The organism is Candidatus Rickettsia barbarica, assembly GCF_041477405.1.
GTDB classification, from domain to species: Bacteria; Pseudomonadota; Alphaproteobacteria; order Rickettsiales; family Rickettsiaceae; genus Rickettsia; species Rickettsia rickettsii.
Window position 1 is genome coordinate 1 of the sequence record NZ_JBEWYL010000003.1, and the last position, 22,322, is coordinate 22,322.

The following is a 22,322-nucleotide window of genomic DNA, read 5'->3' on the forward strand; positions in this document are numbered from 1 at the left end:
CAATAACGACTCAGTATCCACACAACAATGCCAAGTGGGAATGACATAGAACAAGAACAGTCCGGTACTAAGATTTTACGTACATTCCTTTTTATTGCAAAAGATAAGTATAATAGGGCTTTTTTTTAATCTTTATTAATCGTTATTAAGCTCTCGCGGCATTTAGATTTATAATTGAGATTAATATGAATTTCAGCTTTCTCACAATGATTATCTTTATTAATGACAATTTTTTGTCCGTAGTTGGTTAAAAAATATTATTCTCTAAAGGTAACACCATACTATCTTTTTGTCCAAACCAATTAGCCCAGTAAGTTCTATTGAAAGCAGGTATTTTATCAGCATGTATTACTAGTTTTTTTTCTCTATCTTTAACGCCTACCGCCATATGATTTGCATCAAATATTAATTCCGGCTTTGGGGAGTAGGACATAAATTGAAATTATATGCCAAATAATTTGAAAGATTTAATAAAAATCTTGTAGTAAGGAAAATAATCATCACAACTAAAGATAGATGCAATCCTGAAACACAAAGCACGTGTGATATACCGGTTTTGCCTCATATCCTGCATTATTTGCCTGTTTAAACCTTTTGTCTTGCCAAGTAATATTGCAGCTGCAAAATTCCCTTTATCTTTTCTATTAAATTATTATAAATATAGGAACGCACTCTATAAATAAAACTATCAAAATTTGTTTCATTACGTTCTATAATTTGCGGCTCAGACATCGCATAGTCGTTTGCTCCAATATCCGATAGATAAGCGTAAAAACCAAAATCATAACCCTCGGGTAGTATACTATTTTGCGGCTTATAGAGCTTAGCAAGCAAAGTAATTCGGTTATTTACCCTAATTTCTTGTATATATTTTTTCGGTATACTAATTTTTTAACTTTTTGTAAGTTACGATTAATTTTTTCTATCTTTATGCGACTTAATACTACTTATCCTCCTATAATAGTCGGTTTTATCGATTCTATTTTACCTCTAATTTTAGTGATGATAGCTTTATAAAGCATTTTGCTATATAAATTTGTTACACGATATTTAGAGATGAATATGCCAAAAATAAAAGCAATAATCATTCAGTAAGTAAACTGTAAAAATATATTAGAATTTCTAGTAAAGGTTAATATTAAAAAACACAAAAAATGAAAAAAATTGTTGTAAATGAAAGCTCAAAATCAAGCGAAAAATAAACAATAATACCGTAAATAAAACTAACAAAATACCAAATATTTAAATTATTATACTCTGTTTCCAAAGTTATTTTAAAATATCTCAGTGTTTTCTATCAAAAGTTAAAAATCATTATACGTTATATCTGTTATATTTTCAATAATTAAAACAAAATTCTCTTATAATTATAAGTTAAGATAAATTAACTTATATATTGCTTTTTATTAACTTATTTGTTATAATGCCCAACGTTATGTATATGAAATTTTAATTTAAATTGAGATATTTGTAATGAATAAGTTAACAGAACAACATTTACATTTACTAAAAAAATCAAGATTTTTAAAATATTCTCTGCTTGCCTCTATTTCAGTAGGAACTGCAATACCTTTTGAGGGTATGGCGATGAGTAAAGAAGCATTTCGTATCGATCTCAGTAATAAATTGTTGAATCACGTGTCACAATTAAACGGACACAAAGATACGACAAGTACCCCGCAACAACAGGCAGTGCAATCTAGCTCACAGGTTAAATCAGAAGTTCCTCCGAAGCCGACATTTGTACCGTTGCCTATAAAAAAAAGCAGTACTGAAATTGTAGCAGGAAGGGTAAGTAATATATCACGAGTTAATGAGATGATAGGAATCAAGTTAGCTGAAGTAACACAGGCTATTAAAGATACCACAGATAAAAAAGATAAAAAACGATTGCAGAAGTTGTATACGCAGCTAACTTCAACACAAGAAACAACAGAAAAACTCAAGTCAAAAGTTGAAGAGATAGAAACAAAAATCAAAATAGGTGAAAATAAAGATGAAATAAAGAAACTTAAAGAAAAGTTAACAAGTAAAAACAATAAAGCAGATAGATTATTTCAGAAAATAGAAAAAATAGATATTCCAGCAAATAAAGTTTCGATAAAATCGCAGGAAACAGTTCCGGTTACAACGGCATCAACCGAAGTTAGTGCGTTTCAAGCACAGCAAGCAAGAATTAATGAGGCTCGGCAAAGTGTATTTAATAAAAATAAATCAAGCGGAGCTAATGCAAGAAAAAGTAGTGCTGGAACAAAAGGAGAAAAGAAAAAACAAGAAGCACAAAAGCAGTTATTAGAAATAAAGAAACAAGAAAAAGCTATAAAAACGGCATCAGATAAAGCTAAAGAAGTAGCTGCTAGTGCGAAAAAAGAAACAAGTAGAACGGTATTACGAGCCATGCAAGATAAAATGAATGGTGATTCTGAACAATTAAATAAGATAGAGGAAAATCTAAAGTTATTAACTCCTGTTGTTTATAATAGTTCTACCGGTCCTACTTATAAGCAGTTGCCAAAAGCAAAGCCAACTATACCATTAAGTCAGGGGGTTCAGAGAATTTTAGGTGAACAACCAGAGGATGAAGGGAGGTACTTAGTGCCAATAAAAGTTCAGCAGCAACCTTATCAAGAAATAGAGGACCCTATTCCAAGTCATTCAAAAGATATTTATGAGGATAAGGTTTCACAATACATTAATTATTTGAATAGCATACAGCCAAATCAGTCAAATCAAGCTCAAATAGATAGTGTAATAGATAGTTTAGCAACAGAAATGAGAAAGTTTAGTGCGGATCAATTTAGTCAAAAATTAGGTGCGATTGCACATCTTGCCAGTATAAAGACATATGAAGATTTGTTCGAGAAGTTATATGAAATTCAGCAAGCTAAAATTCTAGACACTCAAAAAGTATATGAGCAAGCGGAAATATCTCAGTCTTATGCAGAGTATGAAGAGAATTCAAGAAAAAGCAGTACTCCAGTATTATCACGCTCGTCTTCAGCTAAAAGTGTAAATTTTGAAGAAAAATCAGCATTATTACAAACCACAACTACAGATGAAAGCTTGAGATCTGACAACAATTGGAAAAATTCTGCACCATATTCTTCAAGTCCAAAGCTTGATAAAAGAGGATTAGAATATTTAGATTTAGCTGGCGACGCGTTCGTTCAGAATCTAAAACAACCTGATACGTTAACCATAGAAACTCTTGGTTTAATAACGCCAACACAAAATACAACTGTTGCTAGAAGTGACTCATCGAGGAAAAATAATGTAAGCAGAGCAGATAAACACTTTAATAATATAGAAATAGATGTAGATGTTGGATTTAATCCAAATGGGGGAAATAGTCATTCTATGCCGACTGCTAATATGGATAGCTTACCAAAAAATTTAGCTGTAACCCCACCTATAAATGTAGGGTCACTATATAACTCTCCGCAAGCTCAACAATTTCGAGAAGATCATAAAAATATTATAATAAATGATAGATCACAAGGTAGACTAAATTTGGTTGATAGTACTATTAAAAAAGGTACACAGCCATTATCTAATTTATCTACTATACATGAGTCGGTTAGTTATGAGAATTTAGCATCAGAAACAATATATAAGACAGAGCAACCTAAGCCATCTATAAGTTACACGAATACTAGTAAACGAAAATTACCTATACCATTATTCAGAAGTGCCGAGCTTGACAAGAAATTAGAGTATTTGGATTTAGAAGATAAACTATTAGAAGTAGAGGCAGCTAGAATAGTTCAGGAAAAACAAACTATTGCCAAATTGAATCAATATCAAGATTCAGAAAACCTAGAATTTAAGCGGTTAGCTATGGAAGCACTAGACTTATCTTCAAAAGAATCACAATTAAAACAAAAAAGGAAAGCCATAGAAGCAGAATTTTCTTTAAATGAAAAGTCTTCAAGCACAGATGTATCAATATTACGTTCCTGTTCAATTGATGACATAAGCGGTGTACTTAGTGATGCAGAATCAAATCTATCCCGTTCACCTTCGGTTAGTGGCTTAGAGGATTTAAATAATTCTAATGTTATGCAATTAGGGGAATTAAAATCTAAACATGAAAAAATAGCCAATGAAAAAATAGCCAATGATTATAATAAGGAATTGGAGTTAGATACTTTAAATAAAGAAAAGATTTTGTTAGAAGGGAAGATAAAGCATCTAGATACTGAATCTAAACCTAAGGTAACTGAGAGTAAGCCGGTATTTTCATGTTCATCTTCAGTTGGTAGCATAAACAGCTTCTCTAATGATGATGATTTGAGTAGTCGTGATGTTGTAACTCCGGTAGATACTCTAAATATAGAAATTAATAAAGATTATGTAGATACCTATATAAGAGTATTAAGCAATAAAATACAAAAAATAGAAGAATTGTCTGGCTCAAATTCTAGAAGTGAGGAACTTAATCATATTAAAGAAGCAATGGCTTATATAAGTAATCGTATACAGGATGTAGAGGAATTAGATGAAAAAATGCTTTTAGCAATAAATGCACAATTACAAGAACATGATGAAAAAATTTCTTCGTTACTTCGCGAAGGAGCTATAGATATTCTTGCTCAGTTATTGCTACAAGAAATGTTAGTGTCGGATGGTAAATCAGAATCTACCTTACCTGCAGGAGATGAAGAACAAGAAGATACAGAAGTAAGTAGACAATTATCTTCATTACCTGCACTTGCATCAAGTAATGAGAGTGCATTAGCATTAAGTGACGATAGAGAAAAGGAATGTTTAGTATTAGGCGATAGTAGCGAAGATGAAGAAAGTTATGATTCAGAGTTTGAAGAGGAAGAAGAAACAATAGGGCAATTATCCGATTCCGATGGGGGTAATCTTAAAATAACGGAAGTTGATATGGTTATTCCTCTTGAACAGGAAGCAAAAAAAGAAATGCAAACGCAAATTTCAGAAAACGCTCCTACTTTAAATCAAGTGAAAGTTGTTAATACTATTGTAAATAATATGATTCGTAACAGATTAGATGCATCTATGAATATGTCTAATAATATGGTATCAGTGGGAGCCGGTGATGAAGAAGAGTCTCATATAAAAAGAGGTTTGTGGATGCGTGGTATGTACGGCACTAGTAATCATGGACGCGTTGAGAATATGACCGGTTATAGAGGTACTAACAAAGGTGCTACTATCGGGTTCGATGCTGAAATCGACAATAATATCGTAGGTATAGCTTATAGTAATGTTCATTCAGTATTTAAATTTAAAAATAGTAAAAATAATGATAAAGAACTTATTAATAGTCATGTGGTTTCTATTTACGGACAAAAAGAATTACCGAAGAATTTTGCACTACAAGCTTTAGTATCTGCTTCTAAAAACTTTATTAAAGATAAAACAACTTATTCATATGGTGATACTAAAATTAAAAGTAATGTAACACATCGTAATCATAGTTATAATGTGGAAGCATTACTGCATTATAATTATCTTTTGCAGAGCAGGTTCGTTATTACCCCGAATATCGGCTTAAGATACGGGAAGTCACGAGACGGGGTATATAATGAAACCGGTGTTAACGTACAAGAAATAGCTCTTACAATGAAAGAGAATAATATATTGTCCGGAATTGTCGGTATTAAAGTCACAGTACCTTTAAAAGACGCTCTAAAATTTAATAATTTAGGTCTAACATTCCAAGGAGCGGTAGAACATAATTTTAAAGAGACAACCCAAAGAATAAATAGAGTTGTTAAAATATTTGATAATACATTCAAACATAATTATCTAATACCGAAGCAACCGAAAACATCCTATAATTTAGGAACGGGTATTATAGGCAGTATCAAAAATACTACTATTTCGTTGGATTATAATTATTATCTAAATAAACATTATAGAAGTCATCAAGGTAGTGTTAAGCTTAAGGTAAACCTATAATTTTTATACTTGCAATATTTGCAAAGGTGTTATATAAAACTTCTAACTTAATGTCATGCTGTGGTCATAGCCACGGTATGACTAACTATAGTGCTTACTTTAAAATTAAGGCCCCTTCGTCTAGCGGTTAGGACACCACCCTTTCACGGTGGGAACACGGGTTCAAGTCCCGTAGGGGTCACCATTCTATATTTTCCTATAATATAAGATCTTAAATAATCAAAACTATAAAGCACCACCCTACCGACTTTATCCATGGGTTATTTAGTTTACGTGCTTATATGGATTCTACGGAAAATTATATTGTAGAGTTTGCTGTAGAAAAAGAAAATAATGAAAAGGTCAAAACCCGAAATGAACAATTAAAAGACTGGAGCCTGAAATAGGTAGATATTACGCAGTAGCATATGTAAATGAAAAAGTAAAACAAATTGTACTTACCTATCGAGGTACTACATTTGAAAAATTAGATTTGCTCAAAACTAATTCACCGTTTAAAGCTCATTTTAAAAGTATTTTAGGTGGACAGATAGTGGCACAGCGGCCGCATATGAAGCTACAAAGGAGATTACCAAATATGCTGAAGAGAATAATTATAATTTATCTTTCACAGGTCATTCTTTAGGTGTATGGCTCGCAGAGCTTAGTGTATATTTTGCTCATAGAGATTTTCATTATCCAAAAGCAAAGGTAATCACATTCGATAGCCCGGATTTAGCTACAGAAAATCTTTAGCCGCAGATGTATAGCCATGAAACTTACCTTTGATGTAAAAATTTTAAATATAACAACTTATTTATCAGCTCCAAATTTTGTAAATGTCTGTAATCCGCATATTAATAAAAGCACTTGATATTTATTACCCTTAGCAAGTAATCTAATATATAAAAATGCTACTGCAACGACATTTGGAAGCTTCTTAGAGGTAATCGATCAGCCTATAAGCGGGGTAATATTGCAACCGGACAATTTTTAGAGGTTTATAAGCATTTAGAAAATAATGCCGCACAAGGTTGCCCATCAAAAGAGATCATAACCCCTGAGGGAACATTTGAATTTTCTTACAAAGGTCATTATCGTATAAAAGAAGTAAATTTGTCTGTAGATATAGCAAATACAAATAATAAGGGCAGTAGTGATTGGTATCTAGCACAGTTGAGCAAATTGAGTATAGATAAAAAAGAAATACCACATTTAATAAAACAATAGTTAAAAGTAATAAAAAAACTATATGAACCTCAATATGGCAAATATATCTTTACAAACTTACCTAAAGTTAAAGTAGATGATTTAAGAGAGCAAATTTTAAGGTTAATTGAAGTAAGTTTATCAACTTATAATTTGATTGTCCATAATGAAATATTACAACAAATAGAAGAAACTTTAAACGAAAAACGATTTGTAACAATTAGTGCTTTCGCTGGAGCCGGTAAAACCACTCTAGCTATAAAATATGGAGATAGACAAACACAAGCGAAAAAGAAAATAGTACGTTTTATTAACGTAGATTCTGCAGACAAAGTCCTTGAAGCATATAGACAACTTTACTATTTACGTAATAGATGAAAAGGAAGAAAACATAATAAGATTAGTCCATGAAAGGATTGCTAATTTAAATTCAGCTATATTATTTATTTTTGATAATGTTGAAGATCATAAAGATATAGAGCCTTATCTTAACAGTATAATTAATATACTTAATGATAAGGCACAAGTGATAATTACTACTAAAAATAATAATTTAGTGATGATATAGAAAATATTATATTAGTAGAGTCTTTTAGTAAAAAAGAAGCGATATTATATTTAAAGAAATCTCTAAAAAATAGATTAAACAAGAAAGATATTGATAAATTAGTAGAAGACTTTGGTAGTAACGATGCTGCATCACCTTATAGGCTATCTAAAGCAGTAGCATATTTAAAAGCAAATAAATTACTTAAAGTAAATGATTAACATTAATTACTTTAAAAATAGCAAAGATGATCATATAGAAACCGTTTTATTACTACAATTATTAGAAAAATCACCTTTAGCTTGGCAGATATTTTACAATATTCTGCAGATTTAGACCCTGAGTTTATCAGTATAGAGATTTTCGAAGAATTATTTTTAATAGATGAAGAAAAGCTACAAGAACCTATAAAAAGGTTATAGAAGCATTATCGGTAATGAATCTAACATACCAAAATAGACAAGCCGGCTTACAATTACATAGATTAATGCAATTTATAACAAAGCAATATATAAATAAAATAAAGAACATGCAATAGATAAAAAAGAGATTTATACAAGACTAGCAGAAATCTTAGATGATTTATTTCCAATATTAACAGATGTTCCAAGTGAAGACTGGGAAAATTCTAAAATATTTTATCCCCATGTAGTAAAAATATTAAATGATGATATTGAAATGGATAAATGTAGAAAGGCAAATTTATATCAAAAAATGGGTTATTATAATGAATATATTATGTAAATTTGAAGAATCGTTAAAATATTATAAGAAAGCTTTAAAAATCGATCAAGAATTAGTTCATCCTTCTTTTATTGCTAGCTCTCTTAATAATATCGGAGTGATTTATGAAAATTAGATAATACATACGAAGCTATAGAGTTCTATGAACAATCTTATTTAATGTACGTCAAACTTTAGGTTTAGGCCACTACAAGGCTAAAAACTTATCTCAAAAAAATTGCACCAGAATTTATAAAAAATAATGAAACTAGGGAGTTTATATTATAAAGAGGCGATTTTGAGGAAATTACATTAGAAATTAAACAAAAAATACAAAAGAATGTTTTAAATAAAATATATATTAATGTTGCTAAAGATAAGTGGAATAATAAGTTCTCAATCTTAGGAAATTGGGGGTGCAAGGCTATTTAGGTGATAGATATTTATAGCAAAACAACTAGGAGTTTTATCTGACCTTAAAAATACAGAAATAGCTAAAATGTTATGTTTTGAAGCGATTTGCTTAGGAGCGATTAACAACTCTAGTAAAAACTTCACTTGTGTAAAAGAATTTGTTAGAGCCTATCCTGAATTAACAAATAAGATAACAAATGAACATCCTGAATATTTTATTGATGGCTCAATATTACGGGTATGTGTTAATGATGAAGCAATTTTAAATAAATTGCTAGCTAGTGGTTAGTGTGGCTATGTAGCTTTACCCTCATCCTGAGGAAAATCAGATTTATCCATTAAATTTTTAGCAATGTTGCTTTCTGAAAGCTTAACTGATTGAAAATATTCGGATACAAGTTTTATCACTTCATCACAAAATTCATCGTGTAGCTTTTTACTTGCGGTTGATTTTTGGTTTTGCATTAACTGTATAGCATCAGATTTTTTATGCTCTAAAAATTCTTCAATTTCTTTAGTTTTTTCTTGAATGATTTTCTTGGTAACTTCATTACTGTCTTCTATAATTTGAGAGCGTAAAGTTTCTAATTTCTTTATTTGTGCGTTGGTGTGTTTAAAGAGCAAAGCAGCATCTTCTTTTAACTTTTCAGCTTGTAGAACTTTTTCTTGGACTTCTAAAATCTTAGTATCTAAAGAATTTAAAATGGCTTTTTTTGCCGGTCTATAAACTAAATATAAAAAAATTACAAAACTAACGGCAAGCCAGAAGCTCTCATCTAGGAAATTCATTATTTTACTTTTATATTTTGTAGTAAATTCATATCTGCTTTAGTGCCAGCTATTTTTTCAATAATATTAACTGCAAGCTTTATGATTGCTGCGCTTTTATTAGTTCTAAATTGCTTAGCAGCTAAATTTATATCTTCAATGTTTTGATTTATAGCGTTTTTTAAATCTTGCTCTAGATTCTTTTTTTTTATTAAAAATTCTGATTCTAAAGAGTCTATTTTTTCTTTTTTTAGTCTATCTATTTCAGCATTTGTTTTGTCTATTTCCTCGTTATAATATTTATTTAGCTTTTCTACTTCTATGGTCAATGTATCGGCTTGCGTAATATTATCTTGAATATATGTCTGTCTATTATTAAAAATTTCTTCAGCTTTTGGAGTTATAAATTTATAAACAAAGATATACAATAAGCCGAAAGTAATGATAAGCCAAAAAATTTGTGAATAATAGGTAGCAATATCAAATTGAGGCATCTTATTTAAAAATGAATTTTAAGAAAAAATAAGTAACATAGCAATTACAAAGGAAAAAAGTCCCATTGCTTCAGCAAGACCTGCACCGATCAGAGCCATTCTTTGTAAGTTTTCTGTAGCCGAAGGGTTTCGTGCTATTGAACTAAGTAGAGAGCTAAATATATTACTAACGCCTAAAGCTGCACCGTACATGCCGATAGCCATAAGTCCTGTACCAATAAATTTTAAAGAAACCATGTCCATAAAAAAACTCACTTTTAATTAATCAAAAAATTTTATCTAATTATCTGTATAATAGGCTTTTTGCACAACGAAGCTAATAAAGAGGAATTTGCAGGAAACACGAAGCACAGAACTGCAGAGTACAAAAAAGTACGTGAGGATTCAAGCATCGGATTGACGTACAAATTATCTTTAGAAGCAAGTTGTGCAAAAAGCCTAGTGTAAATTAATAACATCATTAAGATACATACAAGATAAAATAGTAAAAATATAAGCTTGAAGTATTGCAACAAAAATTTCAAACCCAATTAGTATCACCATAATAGGGATTGGCAGAAATTTCAAGTAAATCATTAATGACACGGTAAAACCGGCTATTACTTTTAATAAAACATGTCCTGCCATCATATTAGCGGCAAGTCGCAATGATAAACTAACCGGTCTTGCTAAATATGTAAATAGTTCAATTACTATCATCAACGGTGCTAACCATAAAGGAGTACCATGCGGTAAAAAAAGGGTTAAAAAACGTAAGCCGTGTTTTACAAAACCGACTATAGTTACCATTAAAAATACTAGAATTGCCAAGGTAAAAGTAACGATAATATGACTAGTAGTAGTAAAGCTATAAGGTGTCATACCAAGTAAATTACAGAATAAAATGAAAATAAATAAACTAAAAATTAACGGAATAAAGTTACGTCCGTTTACTCCTATATTCTGATTTAACATATCAGCTACAAGATTATAAACTATTTCAGCACTCACTTGTAATCTAGAAGGTACTAATTTCCGGTTATGAAAAGCTAAGTAAAAATAAGTTAGAGCTAAGATGCTAGCAAGTAACATATAGATACTCGAATTAGTAAAGCTGACGTCAAAACCGAACATTTTGATGTCTATTAATTTTTTGATATCAAATTGTGCTAAAGGGCTATGAGTCATTTCCTTACTTTTTATTATTTACTTTTTTCCTTATAATGTTAAAGCCGGCAATCATTCCTATTGTTGTAAATATAATAAGAAATAAAGGTTTAGAATTAAAAATTTTATCCGTAAATATTCCAATTACGACACCTACCATTGTACCTGAAACTAAATCTACAGCGATAGTGAAGGGGCTAATTTCTTGCCGAATTTTAGGATTAGAAAACTTAGGGGTTGTTAAGTCTTTAATTCTGGCTTTGATATCTTTTAGTTTTTCCGTATTCATTAGTTTATCTCCGTCATTGCAAGAAGACGCCATAGCCGCCGACGAAGCAATCTCAGGATATTTAACGAGATTGCCGCACAGTCTACGACTGCTCGCAATGACGATCTAAATTACAAGCTCATTTCATTTTTTGCTTTTTCTTTCTGCTCCTCTAAAGCTTTATCAACTGCTGTGGAAATAGTATCTATGCTATAACTTCCTGTTTGTACTCCGTTAACGAAGAAAGAAGGAGTACCTATAAATTGGGGTGCTTTTGCTACAAAATTGGTATTAGCAATTAGTATTGCAGTAATTTTATCATTATTTAAACATTGTTTATATTCTTCCGGAGAAATACCGCCAAGTTGTCCTATATCAGTTAATAATTCTCTGTATTTATTGCTATATGCCCACTTATCTTGTTGTATTAATATGATATTATGAAGTTGTGTAAAACTATTTGTATCCCCCTTGCAGCGGGCTAAAATTGCAGCATCTAAATCTTGTTTAGTAGCAATAAATTCACGAACCACATATGCAATTTTGTTAGTATCAATATATTTTTTCTTAAGTTCCGGAAAAATTGTTTGATGATAATAAGCACAATGCGGACAGGTAGGAGAAAAATACTCGACTACTATAACATTTGATTTTTTGTTACCAAGAACCATATCATTATCATCAACTTTAAAAGTGACTTTAACAGGTTTTGTTGCAGGATTTTTTTGTTTTTGTGAAGCCGGCGTTGATACTTCATCAGTCTGATTATTATCATTAGCAGGAACTATTGATTCAGCCGTATTTTCAGAATTTACGGCTTCCTGATTCGTTGCTTTAGAAGTTTCGTTATTTTGAGTTTCGTGCTCTATTATTTGTTTTTCCTTATGGTTCTTATCTTGTGCTTTTTCTTCTGAACAGCTACTCAAAAATAATAAAAATATTAGTATAATAAAAATACTTCGCATATTTATTCCTTTAACTTATTAATATTATCTACAATAAGATCGTATCAATTTTATTTCAATAAAAATCTCTACTTTATAATAAAAGCAAAATGTGCTATGCTATAGAAAATAATAGTCTAACATTAAGTTCTTAGGCACTAAAACCACTACGGAGGAATTAATAATGGCAAATACAACACAATCCGAACAAAAATCTGAGTTTAAAATAGGGCAGAGAATCGTCTATCCTGCACATGGAGTTGGTGAAATAACAAATATAGAATATCATACTATTGTAGGTACTAAAATTAAAGTATACGTAATTTCCTTTTCGCAGGATAAAATGACATTAAAAGTGCCTGTTAGTAGAGCTACGGTTGTTGGTCTTAGAGCGGTTGCAAGCAGAAAAGATTTAGATGTCATATATTCAACTCTTCAAGGTAAACCAAAACAAGGAAATAGAATGTGGAGTAGAAGAGCCCAAGAATATGAAGGCAAAATTAACTCAGGTAATATTGTAGCTATAGCCGAAGTATTACGGGACTTACATAAAAATGTTGATAATGATCGTTCTTACAGTGAAAGAACACTCTACGAATCAGCTTTAAATAGACTTGCAGGCGAGCTTGCTATCCTTGAAAACATCCACCCAACCGAAGCAATTAATAAGTTAGTTGAAGTATTGCGTGAAAAATTAGTAGCATAGTTATACTCGTTCAACTTGAAAAATTGACTGTGTCGTCTTTGTAAGTCCTCGGATGCTCACGTATTAAAAGTATACGCTCTGCTCCTCGGCTTACAGGCTCCTTGCTCTTTTCCAAGTTGAGCTTCGTATAGCTTATCCTTCATTTACTCGGATTATATTTTTATGGATTGGCTGTAGTCTACGACTACTCGCAATAACGACAAAGCTGATCCATGCAATAAAGCAGACTTGATCACGAACATTTTAATTACTCTACTAACAGATAATTTATCCGGAATTTCTCAAGGGATGTATTAACTACATAGTCAACAAATTCTTTTAATAATTTTGGATCTGTTACTTCCTGTCCTTTATCGTCACGAGCAGTTAAAAGTTTTGAATTAATTTTTTCAAGAACACCTTTCTTAATATCATCAATATTATGCGTACCGTCTAACATTTCTAAAATATATTTTTCATGTATCGGTATACCTACCATATCGTTAAGTCTATTAGTGACGCTAAACACGCTAGTTACATTATTAAAATATGCTTGTTTTGCTTGGTATCTTGCAAATTCGCTAGTTTTAGGTTTTTCGGTGATAGTTGCTATAGCATGAGGTTTTGTCTCAAATATTTTGAGATAACCTTGAAAAATGAATATGATAAAATGCTGTTCTAATGCTGCTAAGAAATTTTGTAATTGATATTTACCAAGCTTTTTAAAAGCTTCTGTTGCTACTTGTTCTAAGCTTATCGGATTGCTAATATTTTCGGCATATACATATAAAATAGCTTTCATGATCGGTGAAGTGGTTGAAATAAAAGGCTCAGGTAAATTTTCGTAATAGAAGCTAACATTTTCCTGTTCGTTAGTTAAATCAACAGCTTTTTCTAGAATTACCGGTCTAATATTAAGGCTAGTAAAAAACTCTTTTAAATTATTAAATTCAATTTTTCTGTTTATAGGTATGTTTTGATGACATAATAATGTCGAGCGGAACTTTCTATTAGTGATAAAATCCATATATTGCTCAGTACGAACAATATCATTAACGGCTTGTAGCTTTTCTGCTGCCTGAGTAGGTAAATTACCGATAAACATTGCAGTAAGCGACGTATCACCTAAGTAATTTAGATGATTTTTTTGAGCTTTTTCTATGAATTGGTGAAAATATATACCTGTATTAATTTCGCCTAAATATTCATGTAATACATATGAGTCCGTATATGCAGATAATAATTTTGTTTCATCTCGTAAGAAATTAGAATAAGGCGTTGTGGAGCTTTCTAATGAGTCATTGATGAACTTTAAAAGTAATTTAGCTTGCTGTAATTTATCATGGCTAGTATTAAATAGCTCTGAATGGAACATAATCATTTCACGTATTGTTCTCTGCATATTCCAGCCCGGGAGCGTATTATAGCTTACAAAAGCTATGCCGTTCGGATTTAGCAGTTTATTACAGACTTTGAGTATTTTATCTTGTACTTCTTCAGGTACCCATGAATATACGCCGTGACAAACTATGTAATCAAACTTACCGTATGACTCATCAAGGTCCAATATAGATAATGCCTTTAGTTCGGCATTTTTTATTTTCAAATCACTGATAATTTTTTTACCTAATTCTATTTGTGTTTTGGATAAATCAACACCTAGAGATTGTGATTTAGGATATGTTTCAGCAAAGTTAAGCAGATTAACACCGATTCCACAACCGAGTTCAAGTATTTTAGCAGTTTCAAGAGGTGGAGGGTTTAGCCCGAATAGCTTGCCGATAGTTCTTAAATAAGGTGGGGAGGTATAACTGAAAGTAAATGGAGAATAAGGTACTTCATCATAGGATATTTTATTAGCTTGTTTTGTCATAGTATTTACATAAATTAAAAATCAATTTTAAGCAGTTTCAAAAGATTAAGCAATATATTTATATACAAAAAACTTTAAATTTAACTAATAATATGTAAGTGAAGTGTAATTTTATTTTATGAAAAATAATAATAGTTATTTTGGTTTTTTAAGAGGTGCGATAAAAATCAAGAAGGATGAAATTTTTCTTGTGAATCTGATTGGGATAGTACTTTATTGTGTGGATCAGAAAATACACTTGATGTCATTCCCGCTTTTAGCGGGCGTTGTTACATGGTGTGAGAAAAGTGTTCAATGTCATTCCTGCGAAAGCAGGAATCCAGAAAAAAAGTATTAAATACAGCAAATTTTTGAAATTAAAAGCTTGATTTATCTCGCTTTATGCTGGATTCCTGCTTTCGCAGGAATGACATTATTAAACAAACTATAACTTAATCAATTGTGCTTTAGTTGCAAAATTTTCTATTCCCTCTAGATTGGTAGTGGTAACCCATAGTTGCATGTTTAAGCCGGTCAAAAATTCGATTAAATATTGACGTCTTTTGTCGTCTAAATGCACAAAGACCTCATCTAAAAGTAAAATCGGTGCTATTTTAGTTAGCTTTATAGCATAATTCATTTCAGCAAGGATTATTGCAATTAATATAGCTTTTTGTTCACCGGTAGAACAGAATTTGGCTAAGATATTTTTCTTTTGATGCTTTACTAAAAAGTCACTTTTATGAACTCCAAAACTAGTGCGACCAAGTAGTTTATCTTTGCTTCTTGTTTGATAAAGTTCTGCAGTAATAAAACTAGCAATATTTTTTTTGCCGTTTAATATTTTTTGTTCAACAATGCCGTCAATCGATAAATCGGCTTTTGGAAATTCATTTTCAAGGTCATCTATTGCTTGCTGCATAAATTCTAAGGTTTTTAAGCGATTATTAGCAATATGGTTAGAAATATCAGCCATCTTTTCTTCAATAATTTTAAGCCAATTATCATCTCTTATATCTTCTACTAGAATTTTATTTCTCTCATGCATGTAATATTCGTATTTACTAACTAGCTCTGCATGCTTTGGATCAAAATTATAAACTATTCTATCAAGAAATTTTCTTCTATCACCGCTACCGCTTGTAAAGATTCCTTCCATGTGTGGAGTCAGCCATATCATGCTAGTGAATTTACTTAACTCATTATTGGCTATTTTACTTTCGTTATACTCAGTTATCCTTCTATTAGAACTACGTTTAAATTGGGTGGTAAATTCTGCAAGTCCTAGCTTACTTTGCAATAGAGCTTTAACTAGACAATGATCTTCTGAAGTTTTGCATACATTGGCAAGTTTTGCTGATCTCAGCCCTCTTCCTGGATAAAATAGCGATATAGCTTCTAAAATATTAGTTTTACCGCTACCGTTTTCACCTATTAAAATTATTGGTGTATTATCTGTTTTTAGTTCAAGATTTTTAAAATTACGATAATTCTCAAGACTTAAGGAATGTAGGAAGATATTTTTCATTTTATGAAAGAATAATAGTTAAATTATTGATACGTTGCATTTATACCCTCTAGAAATTGCCATAGTAGTTTTGCTCCTTGATGTGCTAATGTTTGTTCTTTTAAGCTTAAATTATTAATCAAATTTGCACATTCTTGTGTATGTCATTGATCAACTTTACTATGAACAATGAAGGACTGTAAAGTTCTGTAATCTGAATTTCCATAAAATTTTTGTAATCCTTGAATTTTAGAGTCAGATACTTTAGGAGTCTGACACTCATAAGCATAAAGTACTCCAAGACCTATAGAAAAAGATTCCTCTGTTAATTTAATAACCTTGAACAAGTTTTTGAGTTGAGTCTAATTTAGGTTCTGAAGTGCGTTGGTTTCTTAAACATCCAAGTCCTTTAGCAAAACGTTTCCATAGTTCCGGGTGATTTTCTTCACCTTGTTCTTCTTCTATAAGATTACCAAGTAATATTTGTCTAGCTTGTATATCACTACATTTGGAATGTATTGCACTTAATATAACGTGGGAAAGCTGTAACGTGATGATAATATTCTTTTGTGTAAATTTGTAAAGTAGAATGAGTAAGTTTTCCCATATGCCATAATTGAAAAATGGATGATTTAAGAGGTTATATTGCTCAAGATTTTTATATTAAGCTGTTCTAAAAATTTCATCTTACCTCCTCTTAGTAAATTTATAAATCTGATAATTGTTTGTTTTATCTATTATTACAGAATGCCATTCTGCTAAAAGATTAAGAGGCAAAAAAGTATCTCCATCATAATTTTTATTTATTTTTGTAAGTAAAAATTCATCAATAAGATTTTGTTCTAGGAAAAGAGTTGCTATTTCTGTCCCTCCAACCATAAAAATTTTTTTATCAGTAAAAGGTTTTATTACCTGCCAAAAATCATCTAAGGATTTAATAAAAAATATATTATTATAAGATTGTAATGGTGTATTTCTTGAAAAAACAATACAAATACAATTTTTTAAAATCTTTGTAGGTATAGAGTCAAAGGTTTTTCGTCCCATGACTATAATATTATTTTTTACCGTCTGATAAAAATATTCAAACTCCTTAGTATAAGACCAAGGCATCTGACCTTTATTACCTATCACCCCTTGTGGGTCACATGCCATTATACCGATGATTTTTCTATTTTTCATAAGATATAGTTAATCATATGGTCTGCTACAAAAAATTTTTGATGCTCTATAACATTATGCACTCGTAAATAATCAACTACGTTTTCCATTAAATAGTTTGATATTGCTATTATTTCTAAGTTTCTTTCCGATGCTTTGGAATTATAAAAATCGGAAATATAAGATTTTCGTGAGTGTCCTAACAATATCTCACATCCTAGATTTTTAAATTCTTTAATATATTGTAATATATAAATTTTGATAAACGGATTTTCCAAAACCAATGCCAGGATCAAGAATGATATTTTGTCTATCAAATCCACATTTTTCTAATTTTGTTATTTCTTGCTCTGTCCATATATTTAAGTTAGCAAGCGGAGATTTATCGAAATCAAGACATTTTTGTTTTTGCGGTGGAACGGTTAATGAATGCATAGTAATAATTTTACGATTATAATCGGCAATTAATTGTAATGTATAATCATCTAGATTATTTTTAACCAAGTTGATACAGGAAATAGGGTATTTTTTTAAAACACGTTTAATTACTTCAGGAGTAAAACTATCAATACTGACTATAACTTTTTTTCCTTTATAACTTCCTTAAGCTCTTCAAGAACATTATTAAGCCTTGCATATTCTTCATCTTCATTAATAATTAAAGCAGAAGGACGTGTTGATTGTGATCCAAGCTCAATTTATTGTAGCCCCTTCATTTATCAAGCGTACAAAATTTCTAACGGCATCTTCTTTATGAAAACTCAATCCTCCATCAGAAAAAGAATCAGGAGTAATGTTTAAAATACCGACAAATTGAGGATTTAAAACAAGAGAGCGTATAACTCCTTGATGTTCAATTAAATGTGCTATTTCTGCAAAGGTTTTATTGTTGTAAAAATTATTGATCGGACATGAATAACGACATTCCAAGCTTAAACCTGCAATTAGATGAATAAGAAATGGTCTGTTTAATACTTCAGGATGCGGTATCGTTAAATCAGGTAAATCTATATGGCAATTATTCCAAAGTAGGATATCTAAGTCAATAACTCTTGGAGACCATTTATCGTAAGAGCTTGCTCGACCTAGTTGTTTTTCAATCTTTGTTAAGCTCAATTAGAAGTTTACTAGGCGTTAAAGTACTTTTGCCCTGTACCACCATATTTAAGTATGATTTATCCCAAGCTTTATCTGCATTAGGTTGTAGAATAGCTTGTGTTTCAAAAATAATAGCTTGCTTAAGCGATATAAAATTACAACTTTTTAGTGAATTTAGAGCTTTTTTAATATTTAAAAGTTTATTACCTAAATTACTGCCTATAGAAATATAAATCATGGTATCTCCTTTCCTGAATAAGAAAAAGAAACGCCGCCATGCACTCCTGAAACCGGTGATTTTAATTTAGTAACGGTTACGTTTAGAAAAATCTTTTCTAATTTAGATTCGATAAAATTTTGATAAATAATATCACATATATTTGTGCGGCTAAATACTCGATAAGATTAAAGTGATTTTCTTGAGAAAGTTTTTGTACTAGCCGTACGATTTTTGTATAACAAACAGTATCGTTTATATTATCCGTTACATAGCAAGGGGAGGAGTTGAGAGAAAGAGTTTTATGTTAATTTTTACAGGTTGAGCGTGGTGTTTTTCTTGAGTACTGCAGCCAAGATGTACCCAAGTTATTAGTTCCGCAATATTAAGTTTACATAATTTAAGTTGAAAGCTTGATACCTATCATAATATTAATGTTAGTTTAGTATAAGCTCTTTATAAAAATTTATAAAAAGATACAATAGTTAAATTGATATACCGCCACTTTTTTTAAAGCCGACATGAGCTTTTTCAAGTTTTTTAATAAGTCTAGGTGAATATGATTTAATTTCTTTTTCCTTGCCGCCTTCATATTTTTTAGCGAGTTTCATGCCCCCTTTGATCATATTATAGGCGAAGTTCATTAGCCTCGTTTCGCCTGCTATTCTTTTTGGGTTCATAAACATATAAATTTGGTAAACGGCAAAGCTTTTTAATAAACGTTTTAAGTCTATTCTAGCTTGTTTGGTTAAACCTTGTAATTTGTCTTTTGGGTTTGTAAGGTTTTTATTAGCATCTCTAACTATTTTAGAATGCTGATGCATTAAATAATTACTGACTTCGGCAACATTCTTGTTAATGAGTTGCTCATCCATTTTAAGCATTTTAAGCTTTAAGTTTTTAGTTTTACCTAAATACTTACGGATTAATAAGATAATCCGACTTTGCAGTTGAGTTAAATCCATAGTTTGTTCATTTAAGATAGAAAGCATTCGTTCCATCTCATACTCAAATTCTCCATTTTGGCTTAATTCTTCAAAAATTTCCTCTACCTCTTTACTTTCAAGTACAAGATCGTCACTAATACCCATTAATGCATCTTTTATTTGATCAGCAATTTTTTTGGTATCTTCGGAAAATTGATTATTTGTCATAATCTAATTCATCGTTAAATATAGCTATTTTTATACTAGCACCACATTTCTGCTTGTCTATAAAAATTGTATTAAGAGATAGTAAATTTTTCTCATTGAGGCTAACTCTGAGGAATTATAACAAGCACCTAACATATTGCTAGAATCTTCATTATTATCATAATATGGTCTAAATGAAGAATTAAGGTGTAAATCATCGAACTTCAGTAAAGGTTCTTTAAAGTATGAATCATGTGACCGACTTGTCGTAATATTCGTATAATTAGTTTCTAGTTTTTCTTCTTTAAATTTTTCTGTTAAATTTTTATATTTTTCAGTTTTTTGTATAAATTTAAGTTGACTACACGGTGAAGAAATTATTGATGTTAACTCTTTAGACAAATCATATAATATTCCATAAGGTTTAGGTCTTCCTTGTTCTTTTATGAGAGCTTTCGTATTAAGACAAAATACTTTTAGTGAATCTTGCAGACTTTTTTCTGATATATCTAGATTATATTGGTTATAAAAATCACCTTGGCTTGAATATAATTCAATTATTTCTGATGCTAATTTAGCTTCTTTTGCTGGATTTTCTTTTTTAGTTCTGATTCTTTTAGATGTAATAATTCATTAAAAGCTTCTTTTGCATAAGATATATGAGTAGTATTTTTAAAATATTCTAAAGCTTTTACATAATTTCTGCTCTTAAATTCAATCTTCCCAAGTTTTATATTTGCCTCTTCAGAACCAAGGTTAGCAGCGTTTTCATACAATCCTATTGAGTCTTTAGATAGTTTTGTTGAGCCATTAGGTGTACAGATTTGTCCTTGTTGACAATAAATTTTTGCTAATTGATGTTTATATAAGTTTTCGTTTTTATAACAATCATTAATAGATTTGTGAGTTTCTTTTAGTAATTTTTCTAATAAATTATAAATAGGTAGCGCTTGATCAGGTAAACACAGGCTGATGTAAAAGCTTATCACATATATTACTTTATAGAGATTTTGAGATATTTCTGTAATAGATTTAGAGGCGGTAATATACTTCCAAAGAGATTTAGCTTCTTGTTTGCTGACTGAGCCTATTAGTTTTTCTAAATTACTAATTCTATTATTTATAGTTATACCTAATATATTATTAAAATTTTTAAAGCTCTTTGTTAAAAATAATTTAATATTATCTAAATTTTCAACATCAGTGCTAGAATTGTTAATATGCTGTAAAAAGTTTTTATATATATTATTGATTGCTTTTAAGTCTAAAACATCGTTATTTTTGATATCTTCATAAAATTTTTCAATAGTCTCATTTAATTTGTTATAAAATGAATCTTTATCTTTGCATATTGTATGCTTAAATGATTCTAATAACTTTTCTTTTATATTATATGCCCCGAGGTAAATAAATCGTTAAACCATTTTGCAGAATTAAGTGTAACCAAATTTTCTTTTTCGGAAAATTTGATGCTAGATAAATATATTTAAGGTAATTTAGAAGATGCTCTAATTTATTTTCTGATTTCGGTGTTTCTAAAAGCTGATTTAATTTTTTAACGGTTTCTAAGAAATTTCCTATAGTTTTGGCATTGTCTTCTAACTGTTTATAATAATTTACTATATCTATTAATTGTTTCAATTTGTCTGTTTTAGGCAAAACATCTTCAAAACTTTAAATTATTTTCTATATATGTTTTAAGCTCATTGATACTAATTGGTACTTCTTTATTAATTATATTTATAGAATTTAAAATATATGTTAAATTTTCGCCGTCGATTGTTATTTTATTATATTCATCTAGAATGATAAAATTATCATCTCTAATATTTAATAGCTTTGTATAGTCTTTTGCTTGTTTGCTAGTTTGAAGTAAAACTAGAATCTTTTATTTTATTAATGATACTCTTTTGTTCATCGCTAAAATTACCGAGTTTTATAGTTTCATCAATAATTTTAGATATACGAGTATGATTATTGCTTGTTTGGGCTATCAGTCACTACTATAGATAAATTACCTGCATTTATATCAATATAATTTAGTAAATTGTTCAAGTATACCGACATTGGCTTTGATAAGGGAAAAGTTAGAATTTTTTGTAGGAAAAATTTGTCAATAGTAGATTCAGAGGATGAATTAGCCGCATCCAAATAAGAACTGTTATATATTAAATATTTTGCGTTTTTTATATAAAAACTATCTAAAATATTTGAACTTGTGGTTAGACTTTTTTTGAGCAGTCCCA

Annotated in this window: 25 protein-coding genes, 1 tRNA gene and 5 pseudogenes; 9 read left to right on the plus strand and 22 right to left on the minus strand. The window is 30.1% G+C overall.

Annotation, left to right across the window (positions count from 1 at the left end):
• Positions 1 to 247 precede the first annotated feature (247 nt).
• The 4 genes and pseudogenes from ABVF33_RS04610 to ABVF33_RS04625 all read right to left on the minus strand — a co-directional run bounded on the left by ABVF33_RS04610 (position 248) and on the right by ABVF33_RS04625 (position 1,088).
• The gene (locus ABVF33_RS04610) at positions 248 to 433 is read right to left on the minus strand and encodes a hypothetical protein (protein WP_499706451.1); all 186 of its coding nucleotides are present in this window, start codon (positions 431 to 433) and stop codon (positions 248 to 250) included.
• A pseudogene (locus ABVF33_RS04615) lies at positions 433 to 565 on the minus strand (ComEC/Rec2 family competence protein); the annotation flags it as partial. The gene ABVF33_RS04610 and the pseudogene ABVF33_RS04615, both read right to left, overlap by 1 nt.
• Positions 566 to 585: 20 nt before the next feature.
• Positions 586 to 834, minus strand: a complete 249-nt coding sequence (locus ABVF33_RS04620; RefSeq protein WP_014410260.1) for a hypothetical protein — start codon at positions 832 to 834, stop codon at positions 586 to 588.
• 113 nt (positions 835 to 947) lie between these two features.
• The gene (locus ABVF33_RS04625) at positions 948 to 1,088 is read right to left on the minus strand and encodes a hypothetical protein (protein WP_499706452.1); all 141 of its coding nucleotides are present in this window, start codon (positions 1,086 to 1,088) and stop codon (positions 948 to 950) included.
• Between the two features lie 385 nt (positions 1,089 to 1,473).
• Here ABVF33_RS04625 and ABVF33_RS04630 point away from each other — a divergent pair, with 385 nt between their 5' ends.
• The 7 genes and pseudogenes from ABVF33_RS04630 to ABVF33_RS04660 all read left to right on the plus strand — a co-directional run bounded on the left by ABVF33_RS04630 (position 1,474) and on the right by ABVF33_RS04660 (position 9,092).
• Entirely contained in the window at positions 1,474 to 5,931 is a 4,458-nt protein-coding gene (locus ABVF33_RS04630; protein ID WP_499706453.1) for an autotransporter outer membrane beta-barrel domain-containing protein, read from the plus strand.
• A 109-nt stretch (positions 5,932 to 6,040) separates the two neighbouring features.
• Positions 6,041 to 6,115, plus strand: a tRNA-Glu gene (locus ABVF33_RS04635).
• 383 nt (positions 6,116 to 6,498) lie between these two features.
• Complete coding sequence (locus ABVF33_RS04640; RefSeq protein WP_499706642.1) at positions 6,499 to 6,666, plus strand: lipase family protein; 168 nt, start codon at positions 6,499 to 6,501, stop codon at positions 6,664 to 6,666.
• 606 nt (positions 6,667 to 7,272) lie between these two features.
• A complete protein-coding gene (locus tag ABVF33_RS04645) occupies positions 7,273 to 7,497 on the plus strand; it encodes an nSTAND3 domain-containing NTPase (RefSeq protein ID WP_499706454.1) in 225 nt (74 codons plus the stop codon).
• Positions 7,457 to 7,687: a hypothetical protein gene (locus ABVF33_RS04650; RefSeq protein ID WP_499706455.1), complete on the plus strand. Its 231-nt coding sequence runs from the start codon at positions 7,457 to 7,459 to the stop codon at positions 7,685 to 7,687. The genes ABVF33_RS04645 and ABVF33_RS04650 overlap by 41 nt, the downstream gene beginning before the upstream one ends.
• A gap of 657 nt (positions 7,688 to 8,344) precedes the next feature.
• Positions 8,345 to 8,525: pseudogene (locus tag ABVF33_RS04655) on the plus strand (tetratricopeptide repeat protein).
• A 363-nt stretch (positions 8,526 to 8,888) separates the two neighbouring features.
• On the plus strand, positions 8,889 to 9,092 hold the full coding sequence (locus ABVF33_RS04660) for a hypothetical protein (RefSeq protein WP_499706456.1): 204 nt from the start codon (positions 8,889 to 8,891) through the stop codon (positions 9,090 to 9,092).
• Between the two features lie 5 nt (positions 9,093 to 9,097).
• Here the strand turns inward: ABVF33_RS04660 and ABVF33_RS04665 are convergent, their stop codons facing one another.
• The 3 genes from ABVF33_RS04665 to ABVF33_RS04675 are packed head-to-tail and all read right to left on the minus strand — an operon-like array spanning position 9,098 to position 10,308.
• Positions 9,098 to 9,592, minus strand: coding sequence for a F0F1 ATP synthase subunit B (locus ABVF33_RS04665; protein ID WP_499706457.1), 495 nt, complete (start codon positions 9,590 to 9,592; stop codon positions 9,098 to 9,100).
• On the minus strand, positions 9,592 to 10,065 hold the full coding sequence (locus ABVF33_RS04670) for a F0F1 ATP synthase subunit B family protein (RefSeq protein WP_499706458.1): 474 nt from the start codon (positions 10,063 to 10,065) through the stop codon (positions 9,592 to 9,594). The genes ABVF33_RS04665 and ABVF33_RS04670 overlap by 1 nt, the downstream gene beginning before the upstream one ends.
• A gap of 18 nt (positions 10,066 to 10,083) precedes the next feature.
• Positions 10,084 to 10,308 (minus strand): F0F1 ATP synthase subunit C, encoded by a 225-nt coding sequence (locus tag ABVF33_RS04675; RefSeq protein ID WP_010976714.1) that lies wholly within the window; start codon positions 10,306 to 10,308, stop codon positions 10,084 to 10,086.
• 21 nt (positions 10,309 to 10,329) lie between these two features.
• Here ABVF33_RS04675 and ABVF33_RS04680 point away from each other — a divergent pair.
• A pseudogene (locus ABVF33_RS04680) lies at positions 10,330 to 10,509 on the plus strand (palindromic element RPE1 domain-containing protein); the annotation flags it as partial.
• On the opposite strand, the gene ABVF33_RS04685 reads toward ABVF33_RS04680, so the two are convergent.
• The 3 genes from ABVF33_RS04685 to ABVF33_RS04695 form a co-directional block, all read right to left on the minus strand.
• Positions 10,504 to 11,232, minus strand: coding sequence for a F0F1 ATP synthase subunit A (locus ABVF33_RS04685; RefSeq protein ID WP_499706459.1), 729 nt, complete (start codon positions 11,230 to 11,232; stop codon positions 10,504 to 10,506). The pseudogene ABVF33_RS04680 and the gene ABVF33_RS04685 overlap by 6 nt on opposite strands.
• Before the next feature lie 4 nt (positions 11,233 to 11,236).
• Positions 11,237 to 11,500 carry an AtpZ/AtpI family protein gene (locus tag ABVF33_RS04690; protein WP_499706460.1) on the minus strand — a complete coding sequence of 88 codons (264 nt, stop codon included), beginning with the start codon at positions 11,498 to 11,500 and terminating at the stop codon, positions 11,237 to 11,239.
• A gap of 110 nt (positions 11,501 to 11,610) precedes the next feature.
• A complete protein-coding gene (locus ABVF33_RS04695) occupies positions 11,611 to 12,444 on the minus strand; it encodes a DsbA family protein (RefSeq protein ID WP_499706461.1) in 834 nt (277 codons plus the stop codon).
• A gap of 163 nt (positions 12,445 to 12,607) precedes the next feature.
• On the opposite strand from ABVF33_RS04695, the gene ABVF33_RS04700 reads away from it, so the two are divergent.
• The gene (locus ABVF33_RS04700; protein WP_499706462.1) at positions 12,608 to 13,129 is read left to right on the plus strand and encodes a CarD family transcriptional regulator; all 522 of its coding nucleotides are present in this window, start codon (positions 12,608 to 12,610) and stop codon (positions 13,127 to 13,129) included.
• Between the two features lie 247 nt (positions 13,130 to 13,376).
• On the opposite strand, the gene ABVF33_RS04705 is transcribed toward ABVF33_RS04700, so the two are convergent.
• The 12 genes and pseudogenes from ABVF33_RS04705 to ABVF33_RS04760 all read right to left on the minus strand — a co-directional run bounded on the left by ABVF33_RS04705 (position 13,377) and on the right by ABVF33_RS04760 (position 21,735).
• Positions 13,377 to 14,981 (minus strand): methyltransferase regulatory domain-containing protein, encoded by a 1,605-nt coding sequence (locus ABVF33_RS04705; protein WP_499706463.1) that lies wholly within the window; start codon positions 14,979 to 14,981, stop codon positions 13,377 to 13,379.
• Between the two features lie 424 nt (positions 14,982 to 15,405).
• The gene (recF, locus tag ABVF33_RS04710) at positions 15,406 to 16,488 is read right to left on the minus strand and encodes a DNA replication/repair protein RecF (protein WP_499706464.1); all 1,083 of its coding nucleotides are present in this window, start codon (positions 16,486 to 16,488) and stop codon (positions 15,406 to 15,408) included.
• A gap of 23 nt (positions 16,489 to 16,511) precedes the next feature.
• Positions 16,512 to 16,814 (minus strand): annotated as a pseudogene (locus tag ABVF33_RS04715) (iron-containing redox enzyme family protein).
• Positions 16,798 to 17,076, minus strand: coding sequence for an iron-containing redox enzyme family protein (locus ABVF33_RS04720; RefSeq protein WP_081463643.1), 279 nt, complete (start codon positions 17,074 to 17,076; stop codon positions 16,798 to 16,800). Before ABVF33_RS04720 ends, ABVF33_RS04715 begins: the two are co-directional and overlap by 17 nt.
• 78 nt (positions 17,077 to 17,154) lie before the next feature.
• The gene (locus ABVF33_RS04725; protein WP_004996932.1) at positions 17,155 to 17,649 is read right to left on the minus strand and encodes a dihydrofolate reductase; all 495 of its coding nucleotides are present in this window, start codon (positions 17,647 to 17,649) and stop codon (positions 17,155 to 17,157) included.
• Positions 17,646 to 18,744: pseudogene (locus ABVF33_RS04730) on the minus strand (dihydropteroate synthase). The gene ABVF33_RS04725 and the pseudogene ABVF33_RS04730 overlap by 4 nt, the downstream one beginning before the upstream one ends.
• On the minus strand, positions 18,725 to 18,964 hold the full coding sequence (locus ABVF33_RS04735) for a 2-amino-4-hydroxy-6-hydroxymethyldihydropteridine diphosphokinase (RefSeq protein WP_010976725.1): 240 nt from the start codon (positions 18,962 to 18,964) through the stop codon (positions 18,725 to 18,727). Before ABVF33_RS04735 ends, ABVF33_RS04730 begins: the two are co-directional and overlap by 20 nt.
• Positions 18,965 to 19,061: 97 nt before the next feature.
• A complete protein-coding gene (locus ABVF33_RS04740) occupies positions 19,062 to 19,202 on the minus strand; it encodes a hypothetical protein (protein ID WP_499706643.1) in 141 nt (46 codons plus the stop codon).
• Between the two features lie 226 nt (positions 19,203 to 19,428).
• Positions 19,429 to 20,097, minus strand: coding sequence for a DUF5394 family protein (locus tag ABVF33_RS04745; RefSeq protein ID WP_499706465.1), 669 nt, complete (start codon positions 20,095 to 20,097; stop codon positions 19,429 to 19,431).
• Between the two features lie 57 nt (positions 20,098 to 20,154).
• Complete coding sequence (locus ABVF33_RS04750; protein WP_012719321.1) at positions 20,155 to 20,478, minus strand: hypothetical protein; 324 nt, start codon at positions 20,476 to 20,478, stop codon at positions 20,155 to 20,157.
• A gap of 167 nt (positions 20,479 to 20,645) precedes the next feature.
• The gene (locus ABVF33_RS04755) at positions 20,646 to 21,065 is read right to left on the minus strand and encodes a hypothetical protein (protein ID WP_499706466.1); all 420 of its coding nucleotides are present in this window, start codon (positions 21,063 to 21,065) and stop codon (positions 20,646 to 20,648) included.
• 400 nt (positions 21,066 to 21,465) lie between these two features.
• Positions 21,466 to 21,735 carry a hypothetical protein gene (locus tag ABVF33_RS04760; RefSeq protein WP_499706467.1) on the minus strand — a complete coding sequence of 90 codons (270 nt, stop codon included), beginning with the start codon at positions 21,733 to 21,735 and terminating at the stop codon, positions 21,466 to 21,468.
• Positions 21,736 to 22,322 lie beyond the last annotated feature (587 nt).